Source organism: Candidatus Sodalis sp. SoCistrobi (assembly GCF_900143145.1).
In the GTDB taxonomy this organism is placed as follows: Bacteria; Pseudomonadota; Gammaproteobacteria; order Enterobacterales; family Enterobacteriaceae; genus SoCistrobi.
In genome coordinates this window covers 1-11,214 of sequence record NZ_FRDB01000088.1, presented here as the reverse complement: position 1 = coordinate 11,214, position 11,214 = coordinate 1, and the positions used below count along the sequence as shown (strand labels likewise).

Here is an 11,214-nt window from a genome sequence, read left to right as displayed (position 1 = left end):
TGCTCATGCTGAGTTTCCAGCACTAGATTAACTGCCCGTTCACGGACTTCCGGAGAGTAACGTTTGGTCGTTGTCATAGAGACCTCCACTTTTAAAGTATAGACTCTAATTTATCCGGGGTGATTCATTTAGCGAGAGTTGCTCTTAAGCCTCCTCCCTGATGTGTAGATACCTATGCCTTTACGGGCAAACCAGAGCAGGTAAGGTTCGGGCAGATCAATTAGCATCCGCCCCTGATATTTGCCAAACGGCATCGCGGTATTGGCAATGGCCACCAGATCCTCTTTTTCCATTTTTGCCCCCTTAGGTGCCGGGTGAGTCCCCCAAAAGACGCATCATCTCCGCCTCATCCATCACCGGGATATTCAACTGCTGTGCCTTGGACAATTTGGATCCCGCCGCTTCCCCGGCGATAAGCAAGTCGGTTTTGGCGGAAACGCTGCCGCTGACCCGCGCGCCGAGCGCGACCAGCCGATCTTTAGCTTCATCCCGCGACAGCGTGCTGAGCGACCCGGTCAGGACAATGGTTTTGCCGGCGAAGGTATTATCGCTCGCCGCCACGGGCGCTGCCACAGGCTCAGGCCAACCAATACCGATGGCCGGGCTCAACAAATCCTGGATCACCTCGATATTATGCGTTTCCTCAAAAAAGTGGCGCACGTGGGTCGCGACAATGTTGCCAATATCCTGCACGCCCGTCAGCGAATCGATATCGGCGGCAATCAGCGCGTCGAGCGTGCCGTAGGCGGCAGCCAAATTGGCGGCCGTGGCCTCGCCCACCTCGCGGATCCCAAGCGCGTACAAAAAGCGCGCGAAGGTAGTCTGCCGGGCTTTTTCCAGCGCTTCCAGCAAATTTTGCGCCGATTTCGGCCCCATCCGATCCAACCGTGACAGACTTTCTTTATTCAGCCGAAACAGGTCGGCCGGGGTTTTCACCAGCTCCCGCTCCACCAGCTGATCGATGATCTTATCGCCCATACCGTCGATGTCCATCGCCCGGCGGGAAACGAAATGCTTCAGCGCTTCCTTACGCTGTGCGGCGCAGACTAAGCCTGCGGTGCAACGCAACACCGCCTCGCCTTCCACCCGCTCGACGTCCGAGCCGCAAACCGGGCATTGCGTCGGAAACGCTACCGGCCGCGCCTCTGCCGGCCGCTCGGACGTGACGACGCCGACAATCTGCGGGATGACATCGCCGGCGCGACGCACAATGACCGTATCCCCAATCATCAACCCCAGCCGCTCCACCTCGTCGGCGTTATGCAGGGTGGCGTTACTGACCATGGCGCCGGAAACCAGTACCGGCTCCAGGCGCGCGACCGGCGTGATTGCGCCGGTTCGTCCCACCTGAAACTCCACGTCGCGTACCCGGGTCAGTTGCTCCTGGGCCGGAAATTTATACGCGATAGCCCAGCGTGGCGCGCGGGCGACAAAGCCCAGACGCTGCTGCAGCGCCAGCGAGTCGACTTTAATCACCACACCGTCGATATCGAACCCGAGCGATGACCGCGCCTCGTGCACCTGCCGATAGAAATCCAGCACCGCCGCACTACCGGTGCAACGGCGGACGCGGTCGCTGACCGGTACCCCCCAGGCTTTGAACTGCTGTAACCGCTCCCAATGACTCTCGGGCAACTCACCGTCCTCCAGCAGGCCGACGCCATAGCAATAAAACGTCAGCGGCCGCTTGGCGGTAATCGCGGGATCCAACTGGCGTAAGGAGCCGGCGGCGGCGTTGCGCGGATTGGCGAAGACTTTGCCCCCCTCCCGTTTGGCGGTCTCATTCAGCCGCAGAAAGCCCGCTTCCGACATGAAGACTTCGCCACGGATCTCCAGCAGGCGCGGCAGGTTGTCATTTTCTTGCAAGCGCAATGGAATGGTGCGGATGGTCCGCACGTTGGCGGTGATATCCTCACCGGTGGCGCCGTCGCCGCGGGTGGCGGCCCGCACCAGCTCGCCGTTCTCATACAGCAGGCTGACCGCCAGACCGTCCAGCTTAAGCTCGCAACAATAGGTCATGTCGTCGTCGCGCTTGAGCCTATCGCGCACCCGCTTGTCGAACGCCAGAAAACCCGGCTCTTCAAAAACATTATCCAGCGACAGCATCGGCACCTCATGGCGCACCTGCCCAAAACTGCTTTGCGCTTGTCCACCGACGCGCTGACTGGGGGAATCGGCGGTCAGCAGGTCTGGCCGTTCGGCCTCCAGCGTGCGCAGTTCCGCCATAACCCGGTCGTATTCACTGTCGGGCACCTCAGGGGCGGCTTCCACGTAATAGAGGTATTCCCAGTGTCGCAGTTGCTTACGCAACCGCAGGATATGTTGTTCAATCTGTTCCATGATGCACCATCAGCAGCAAAAACCCCCGCAAGCGGGGGCTGAGATTAACGCTATTTTAGCAGCAACCGGTCGGTTCCGGTTAGCGATGACCGGCAAGATAAGTATAACCGCCGCCGGCCAGAGGGAAAAAGACGCTATGGGCAAGATAAGTGTGACCGTGACCGTTGCAGGCGAACGGTTAGCGGTGCGGACTCACCGTTAAGGATCGGTTCACCCGCGCACATCATCAGACACCGGCATTGGCATCCAGCACCTGGCGAATGCGCGCTTTATAACCGTCCAGTTTCTGCGGGGTCATCATTCGCCGCTCATCGTCAAGCACCACGCCGCCGCAATCATCGGCGATACGCTGGGCGGACTGCAGCATGAGCTTAAAGTTCTGATGGGCATCGCCATAGGAGGGCACCATCATGAACATGGAAATACCCGGCGTGGTGAAATCAGCCATATTGTCAGGATTAAACGAGCCAGGCTTGACCATATTGGCCAGACTGAACAGCACCGGCCCGCTGCCGGCGGGGTTGAGGTGACGATGGAAAATATTCATTTCGCCGAACTGAAAACCGGCCTGCAGCACGCTTTGCAGCAACTCTTCGCCGCCAAGCACCGTACCGTTATGGGCGGCGACATGCAGTACCAGCACCGTTTCTTTTTCCCGCACCTGAGCCTTCGCCGAGCTCTCATCCGCCGGGGCGGGCGCACCGCCGTCGGCGGCGGGTGTCGCAGACCGGTAATCGGTTGAAGACGCAGCGGCGCGGCTGACGGCGGGCAGCAGCGGATCATCATCAACGCGTGCCGTGTTGTCGTCACCGTCAAGTGCATTTTGCGCGCGTGCGGGCATGGCAGGCTCGGCGGCGCGGATGTGCGGCGGCTCGCGGTGGGCGGTGGCTGGCTGCCCGAACCCCTCATCCAAAAGGGGATCGACCGCAGCATCGGCCTCATCGCGCTCGCCTTCGCTGACGCGAGTGGCGGGGCGGGAGAATGGCGCGTCGTCATCGATACGGCCGATGTCTGCGTCGTCGTGGTGGCGCACGCGCGTTACGCGGACTTCGCCCACGCCTTCATCCCGCTCAGATAGCGGCGGTTCGTCCTGATCCTGACGTTGTTGTTTCAGTCGTTTGACCGGGCGGTCGCAAAAGACCGCTGAGCGCTCTTTACGGCTGGTCCAAAGACCATGTAAAAGTAACGCTATAATCGCGATCGCACCCACGACGATTAATATCAGACGCAAATCCTGCATCATTGCCATCTCAGCTGTTCTAATTCATTGCACATTGCCATAGCGGCAAACATTTACTCTCTTAACTGTATTTGCCTGCGTAGACAAGTGCAAGTCTACAGGGTACTTTCTGGCAAAAAGAGTTTGGCAAGTTATTTTTTTGCTGCTTTTTCAGACAAAATGAACCAAACGGCGGTAATAAACGCCGAAAACTGTGATCGCCCCCTTATCTGTTCGGACAAAAATGGCGCAAATCGACATGCAAAAAGAGATAACTTCCCGCAGCGGCATACATTATTTTTTCGCCGGCTGGCATTTAATCATGCTACCCGGCATTAAACGCTATGTCCTGCTGCCGCTATTGGTGAATATAGCGCTATTAGGCGGCGCTTTTTGGTGGCTGTATCGTCAGCTGAGCCAGTGGATCCCGCAATTGATGAGCTACGTTCCCAATTGGCTGCACTGGTTGAATTATCTCCTTTGGCCACTGTGCGTGCTGGCGGTGTTGCTGGTGTTTGGCTATTTCTTTAGTACCGTAGCCAATGTGATTGCCGCCCCCTTCAGCGGTCTGCTGGCCGAACGGCTGGAAATGCACTTGACCGGCCATGCTGCGCCTGACAGCGGACTGGTCGATTTGGTGCGTGATACGCCGCGCATGCTACAGCGCGAATGGGTGAAGCTGTGTTACTACCTGCCGCGGGCGCTGATTTTACTGGCGCTGCATTTTATCCCGGCCATCGGCCAGACGCTGGTGCCGGTGCTGTGGTTTTTGTTCAGCGCCTGGATGCTGGCGATTCAATATTGCGATTATCCCTTTGATAACCATAAGATCCCGTTCCCGGCGATGCGCGCCACACTCCGGCGTCATAAGGTGGCGAATATGCAGTTCGGCGCATTGGTGAGCGTGTTTACCCTGATACCGATAGTGAACCTGGTCATTCTGCCGGTGGCGGTCTGCGGCGCTACGGCGATGTGGGTGGATAAATACCGCGCCAGCCATACAGTATCTGGTTCTTAAAAACTTATTTCTTAATAACATAACGATATACGATTCTGTCACTTCCCCCCCTATACTGAAAGGGTATGCTTGGCTGAAAATCCCTTTCTTTCGCACCTGAACTATAGGACTGGTCATGAGCAAAATTTATGAAGACAATTCACTGACTATCGGCCATACCCCGCTGGTCCGTTTAAACCGTATCGGCAATGGTCGCATCCTGGCGAAGGTGGAATCCCGTAATCCCAGCTTCAGCGTCAAATGCCGCATCGGCGCGAATATGATTTGGGATGCGGAAAAACGGGGCGTGCTTAAACCGGGTGTGGAACTGGTGGAGCCCACCAGCGGCAATACCGGTATCGCCTTGGCCTATGTGGCGGCGGCCCGCGGCTACAAACTGACGCTGACCATGCCGGAAACCATGAGCAGCGAGCGCCGTAAGCTGCTGAAAGCTTTGGGCGCCAATCTGGTGCTGACCGACGGCCCGAAAGGGATGAAAGGCGCTATCGCCAAGGCGGAGGAGATTGTTGCGACCGATCCCGCGCGTTTCCTGATGCTGCAGCAATTCAGTAACCCGGCCAACCCTGCTATTCACGAACAGACCACCGGCCCGGAAATTTGGCAGGATACCGACGGCGAGGTGGACGTGTTTATCGCGGGCGTGGGCACCGGCGGCACGATTACCGGCGTCAGTCGTTATCTGAAAAATACCCAGGGCAAGAATGTGTTTACCGTTGCGGTGGAGCCCACCGACTCCCCGGTCATCACTCAGGCGCTGGCCGGCGACGAAATCAAGCCCGGACCGCATAAAATCCAGGGGATTGGCGCCGGTTTCATTCCCGATAATCTGGACTTGAAGCTTATTGATCGGGTTGAAAAAATCACTAACGATGAAGCGATCAGCACCGCGCGCCGTCTGATGGAAGAAGAAGGTATCCTGGCCGGTATCTCTTCCGGCGCCGCCATAGCGGCAGCACTAAAACTGCAGCAAGAAGAGGACTTCGCCAATAAGAACATCGTGGTTGTCCTGCCCTCCTCCGGCGAGCGCTACCTTAGCACCGCACTGTTTGCCGATCTGTTTACTTCACCTGAATTACAATAACGCCCGCCATAGCCGGTTTGTTTAAAAAAGCACCCGTCAGGGTGCTTTTTTGTGGACTGGATCATACTTTCAACCCACCGCGAATTGATTTTGTTGGTCCTGCCTTATATTTAATAGTGCAATTATTTCTTGGTATGAAATTGCTCAGGCTATTTATTACACAGTCAACAGAAACGCTCGCCGGCCTATAGATTTTCGACGAAAAGCGGCATAATGATTAATGTCAAAAGCAATCATGCTCCTGGATGGCGTGATTAAGCCATTAATGCTGTGACGCTCCGTTAGGACGAGTATCGCCTACGATTGCGCCACAGACTCCACGACAACCATATAGGCTAAAGTGAACCTTTTAGGCTAAACTTTAGCCCCATAACACTGATATCACCTAATAAGTTGGGGAAATAAAATGTACCAGCAAGAAGTTACGATTACTGCTCCTAATGGTCTGCATACCCGTCCCGCCGCCCAGTTCGTCAAGGAAGCTAAAGGCTTTAGTTCCGAAATCACCGTGACCTCCAATGGCAAAAGCGCGAGCGCCAAAAGCCTGTTCAAATTGCAAACCCTAGGCCTGACGCAGGGTACCGTCGTCACTATCGCCGCAGAAGGCGAGGATGAACAGAAGGCGGTAGAACATTTGGTTAAACTGATGGCAGAGCTTGAGTAACATACAGCCCGGTCTTTTTAGTTAACATGTGTCATGAGTAAGGTAGGGTTATGATTTCAGGCATTTTAGCATCACCGGGCATCGCCTTTGGTAAAGCGCTGCTACTGAAGGAAGATGAGATTGTCATCAACCGGAAAAAGATCACCGCGGACCAGGTTGAGCAGGAAGTTGAACGTTTTCTCGCCGGGCGCGCCAAAGCTTCCGCGCAATTGGAAGCGATCAAAACCAAAGCGGGTGAAACCTTCGGTGAAGAAAAGGAAGCCATCTTCGAAGGCCATATCATGTTATTGGAAGACGAAGAGCTTGAGCAGGATATCATAGCCCTTATCAAAGAAGACTTGGCCAGCGCGGACGCCGCGGTTTATTCGGTGATTGAGACGCAGGCTAAAGCGCTGGAAGAACTCGACGACGAGTACCTTAAAGAACGCGCCACCGACGTGCGCGACATTGGTAAACGGTTATTGCGCAACATTCTTTCCATGCCGATTATCGATTTAAGCGCTATTAGCGAGGAAGCCGTGCTGGTGGCGGTGGATCTGACGCCGTCGGAAACCGCGCAGTTAAATTTGGATAAAGTGCTGGGTTTTGTCACCGATATCGGCGGCAGGACGTCCCATACGTCCATTATGGCGCGCTCGCTGGAGCTGCCGGCTATCGTGGGTACCGGCAATATTACCAAGCAGGTCGCCAACGGCGATTATCTGATTCTGGACGCTATCAACAACCAAGTCTATATCAATCCCGAACCGGCGGTTATCGAAGAGCTGAAAGCGCTACAAAGCCAGGACGCCGCCGAGAAGAGCGAGCTGGCTAAACTCAAAGATCTGCCCGCGGTGACCCTTGACGGCCATCAAGTGGAAGTCTGCGCCAATATCGGCACCGTGCGTGACGTCGTGGGTGCCGAACGTAATGGTGCGGAAGGGGTTGGCCTGTATCGCACCGAGTTTCTGTTTATGGACCGCGATTCCCTGCCCAGCGAAGACGAGCAATTCCAGGCTTACAAAGCGGTGGCGGAATCCATGCCTACCGGTTCCATCATCGTACGCACCATGGATATCGGCGGCGATAAAGATTTGCCCTATATGAATTTGCCGAAAGAGGACAATCCGTTCCTCGGCTGGCGCGCCATCCGCATCGGGCTCGACCGGAAAGAGATGCTGCACGCACAGCTGCGCGCCATTCTGCGCGCTTCAGCGTTCGGCAAACTGCGCATTATGTATCCGATGATTATTTCGGTGGAAGAAGTGCGCACCCTGAAGCAGGAGCTGTCGTTGTTAAAAGGGCAACTGCGTGAAGAGGGTAAGGCCTTCGACGAGGAGATCGAAGTCGGCGTAATGGTGGAAACGCCCGCCGCCGCGGTTATCGCGCGCCATCTGGCGCACGAAGTCGATTTCTTTAGTATTGGGACAAACGACCTGACCCAGTATACTCTTGCCGTGGATCGCGGTAATGAGCTGATTTCTCATCTGTATAATCCCATGTCTCCGGCAGTACTGACATTAATCAAGCAAGTCATTGACGCGTCTCACGCTGCGGGCAAATGGACCGGTATGTGCGGCGAGCTGGCGGGAGATGAACGTGCTACACTACTGTTATTAGGGATGGGACTGGATGAATTCAGCATGAGTGCTATCTCTATCCCGCGCATCAAGAAAATTATTCGCAATACCAATTTTTGCGATGCAAAGGCATTAGCAGAGGAAGCATTAGCTCAGCCAACAGCGGAAGAGTTGATGAATCTGGTCAACAAATTTATTGAAGAAAAAACGCTCTGCTGATTTCACGACGCTGACCCGATATAAATGCTTAGGAGAAGATCATGGGTTTGTTCGATAAACTGAAATCTCTGGTTTCCGATGACAAGAAAGACACGGGAAGCATTGAAATAGTTGCACCTCTTTCCGGGGAAATTGTAAACATTGAAGATGTTCCTGACGTGGTTTTCGCTGAAAAGATCGTGGGCGATGGGATCGCCATCAAGCCCAGCGGCAATAAAATGGTCGCCCCGGTAGACGGCACCATTGGCAAAATTTTCGAGACTAATCACGCTTTCTCCATCGAATCCGACAGCGGCATTGAGCTGTTCGTCCATTTCGGTATCGACACCGTTGAGCTGAAAGGCGAAGGATTCCGCCGTATCGCTGAAGAAGGTCAACGCGTGAAAAAAGGTGACGTTGTGATCGAGTTCGATCTGCCGTTGCTGGAAGAAAAAGCGAAATCGACCCTGACACCGGTAGTTATTTCCAATATGGATGAAATCAAAGAACTGGTGAAATTGTCCGGCAGCGTCGTGGTCGGTGAAACCCCGATCATTCGCATTCGTAAGTAGCTCCTCGCTTTTCCGCTAACCGCATCGGCGGGTATGACAATAACGGCGCTCAATGAGCGCCGTTATTTTTTGGCAGCATGGTCGGGGAGCAGCGTCGTTTCCGGCAAGGGTACTGGCCTGAGTCGCTTAGTCCCGCCAGCGATCGACATGGCGCCGACGTCCGGGCCACAGTCAGGAAACCAGGTCCGGCGCGACTCTTTTACCGGCGCAGCACCTTGGTGGCATCTAGCCCCGACAGGATCCACGAGTCGGCGCGGTAGTCTTATAGCATCGAGGTTACGGCGCGCGCTAGTACGGCGGCCATTTGTAAGCGGTTACTGCCAGTGCGGTAGGTAGCCGCAGTTGAATTTGCAGCCCGCCATCGCGGCCATTATGCGCGTCGACTGACCCGCCGTGTGCCAACAGCACCTTGCGGGTAATCGCCAGACCCAGGCCGTAGCCTTTACCGCTTTGGGGAGAATTCACCCGCACGAAGGGATCGAAAATGCTGGACAGTTTTTCGCTAGCAATACCCGGCCCCTGATCCGTCACGCTAATCGTCAGCAGGCGATCTTCCGCCGCCAGCGAGACCTTAATCTCTTGTCCCGGCAAAGAAAAACGCAACGCGTTGCGCACGATGTTTTCCACCGCGCGGCGCATCATTTCGGCGTTGCCTTTGACGGTATAGTCCGCCGGCTGTCGCGCGGTCAGCGCGATGGTGACCTTGGTGAGCTGCGCCTCATAGCGAGCATCATTGACCACCGCTTCCACCAGCCCCAGCAAGTCAAAGTACTCCTCCGCCAGCATGCCCTGGTGCTCCGCGCGCGAAAGCGCCAGCAGTTCCCCCACCATGCGGTCAAGGCGCTCGGCTTCCTGCTCGATGCGCGCCAGGGAGGTGTCCACATTGGCCGGGTTCTGATGCGCCAGTCCGATCGCCAGCTGCAAACGGGCCAGCGGCGTGCGCAGTTCGTGAGAAATGTCATGCAGCAGCGCCTCGCGCGCCGCGACCAGTACCTGCAGCCGCTCGGCCATGGCATCAAAGTCCTTCGCCACTTCGGTTATCTCATCGTGGCGTCGGCGCATCACGGGGAGCAAACGCACGGTCAAATCGCCCAGCGACACGCGCTCAAAAGCGCTGCGCAGCTGGCGCATCGGGCGGGTCAGGTTCCAGGCCAGAAGAAAACTGAACAACAGCCCCCCCGTCAAGCCATAGGTATCTACACATCAGGGAGGAGGCTTAAGAGCAACTCTCGCTAAATGAGTAAGTTCTTCCAGACTATATTCCGATAATAATTTTAGTGTATTCAACAAGATGGATAGGCCAGCGAGCAGAGCAGGAGCGCTCTCTCTGCGGCCTCGCTTTTGCTGTCGTCCTGACAAGCGACATATCAGCTGGCGGGCTGCCGCATTTTCTTCTCCTTCAGCGCGTTGCAGCCGCCATACCAGAACAGCAGCCATACTGGCTATTAACAACCTGCGTAGTACGGCTGGCGCGCTGCGCTGAAGCCATGTTTCTACGTCATGTCCGGCACCTTTCAGCAACTTAAAAAATGATTCAATATTCCAGCGCCAGTAATACCAACGAGCTACTTCCTCGCAGGTGATCTCGCTGCAAACGTTTGTAAGCAGCGTCCAGCGTCCCACCACATTACCGAGATCATCCGTAAGCCGAACAACAACCAATCTGACCGTCAGAGGCTCTCCAGGTTGGATTTTTATGCGGCGGCCGGTTTCTTTATCTTTACGCTTCTGCTGCGCAGCTCGGGTTATGACTATCGAGGTTTCACTGATTTCCATATCAGCTTTTTTCCCTTTCCAGTCTACCTGTCCGCATCCGTTGTATGGCAGAAGAGCAGCAATCTCACCAATTTTCAATGAATTACCTTGCCACTCTGCACCATGTCCTTCTTTTCCTCGGATAAGCCAGCATATTCCTTGAGTACTCAACGTCCGCATATGTCCAATAGAGTCACCCTCTCTATCAATTATATGAATCAGCTTTTTACCTATATTAAGCGATTCCACACGGGCAATATCGGTCGTCAAGGCGTCCATATGTGTCTGCCGTTCGGACAGTCCTTCCGCCAACGTTGAATGACAACCGGTTGCATCGGTAAGTGTCTGAGATAGAGGCGCTATTGGCAAACCCGTGCCAGCATCAACCAGCAAGCTGCTTTGAAGTTCATATCCAACATCGCCACCGTGCGTCATTTTTAAGCGTCCGTATTTGGCATGATGGTAAAGAAATTGTAAACGTGACCAATCATGAACAACGAGAGCGTATGGATGCGGGCTAAGCGAAATTTGCTCAAGTGCTAGCGAAATAATTGGCTCATTGAGTTGACTGAAGCTAATTCGCTTATTATTCAGAAAACGCCAGACAGCTTGGGTAGTTGCGAAAGTTGATTTTTGAGCACTTGCGAGGTCTTTAACCGCAGAAGCAAGAAGAGCCGCGGGCGTCATATGCTGTTTAACCAGCGTCTGATATCGGCGGGTAAGGCGAGAGTCAATCCCGCCAACAGATAGGTTGAAATCATTCTGCAAAGTAATAACAGGTATCACGATAAATGTGTAGATACCTATG

Annotated in this window: 8 protein-coding genes and 2 pseudogenes; 5 read left to right on the top strand and 5 right to left on the bottom strand. The window is 54.9% G+C overall.

Going from position 1 to position 11,214, the window contains the following annotated elements; all coding sequences use genetic code 11:
- Window positions 1-176: 176 nt before the first annotated feature.
- The 3 genes and pseudogenes from CINSTRO3249_RS07805 to zipA form a co-directional block, all read right to left on the bottom strand.
- Window positions 177-293, bottom strand: a pseudogene (locus tag CINSTRO3249_RS07805) (putative quorum-sensing-regulated virulence factor); the annotation flags it as partial.
- 10 nt (window positions 294-303) lie between these two features.
- The gene (ligA, locus tag CINSTRO3249_RS07800; RefSeq protein WP_074012856.1) at window positions 304-2,340 is read right to left on the bottom strand and encodes an NAD-dependent DNA ligase LigA; all 2,037 of its coding nucleotides are present in this window, start codon (window positions 2,338-2,340) and stop codon (window positions 304-306) included.
- 226 nt (window positions 2,341-2,566) lie between these two features.
- Window positions 2,567-3,583 (bottom strand): cell division protein ZipA, encoded by a 1,017-nt coding sequence (zipA, locus tag CINSTRO3249_RS07790; protein ID WP_074012854.1) that lies wholly within the window; start codon window positions 3,581-3,583, stop codon window positions 2,567-2,569.
- A 235-nt stretch (window positions 3,584-3,818) separates the two neighbouring features.
- On the opposite strand from zipA, the gene cysZ reads away from it, so the two are divergent.
- From cysZ to crr, 5 genes are all read left to right on the top strand, one after another.
- On the top strand, window positions 3,819-4,577 hold the full coding sequence (gene cysZ / locus CINSTRO3249_RS07785; protein WP_254304316.1) for a sulfate transporter CysZ: 759 nt from the start codon (window positions 3,819-3,821) through the stop codon (window positions 4,575-4,577).
- 115 nt (window positions 4,578-4,692) lie between these two features.
- Complete coding sequence (gene cysK / locus CINSTRO3249_RS07780; protein WP_074012852.1) at window positions 4,693-5,658, top strand: cysteine synthase A; 966 nt, start codon at window positions 4,693-4,695, stop codon at window positions 5,656-5,658.
- Between the two features lie 406 nt (window positions 5,659-6,064).
- Window positions 6,065-6,322, top strand: a complete 258-nt coding sequence (ptsH, locus tag CINSTRO3249_RS07775; RefSeq protein WP_011411525.1) for a phosphocarrier protein Hpr — start codon at window positions 6,065-6,067, stop codon at window positions 6,320-6,322.
- 50 nt (window positions 6,323-6,372) lie between these two features.
- Entirely contained in the window at window positions 6,373-8,100 is a 1,728-nt protein-coding gene (gene ptsI, locus CINSTRO3249_RS07770) for a phosphoenolpyruvate-protein phosphotransferase PtsI (protein WP_074012851.1), read from the top strand.
- Between the two features lie 41 nt (window positions 8,101-8,141).
- Window positions 8,142-8,651, top strand: a complete 510-nt coding sequence (gene crr, locus CINSTRO3249_RS07765) for a PTS glucose transporter subunit IIA (protein WP_011411527.1) — start codon at window positions 8,142-8,144, stop codon at window positions 8,649-8,651.
- Window positions 8,652-8,939: 288 nt separating this feature from the next.
- Here the strand turns inward: crr and CINSTRO3249_RS07760 are convergent.
- A pseudogene (locus CINSTRO3249_RS07760) lies at window positions 8,940-9,839 on the bottom strand (ATP-binding protein); the annotation flags it as partial.
- A 15-nt stretch (window positions 9,840-9,854) separates the two neighbouring features.
- Window positions 9,855-11,214, bottom strand: a 1,360-nt coding sequence (locus CINSTRO3249_RS07755) for a flagellar biosynthesis protein FlhF (protein WP_254304262.1), incomplete at its 5' end; no start/stop codon positions are given.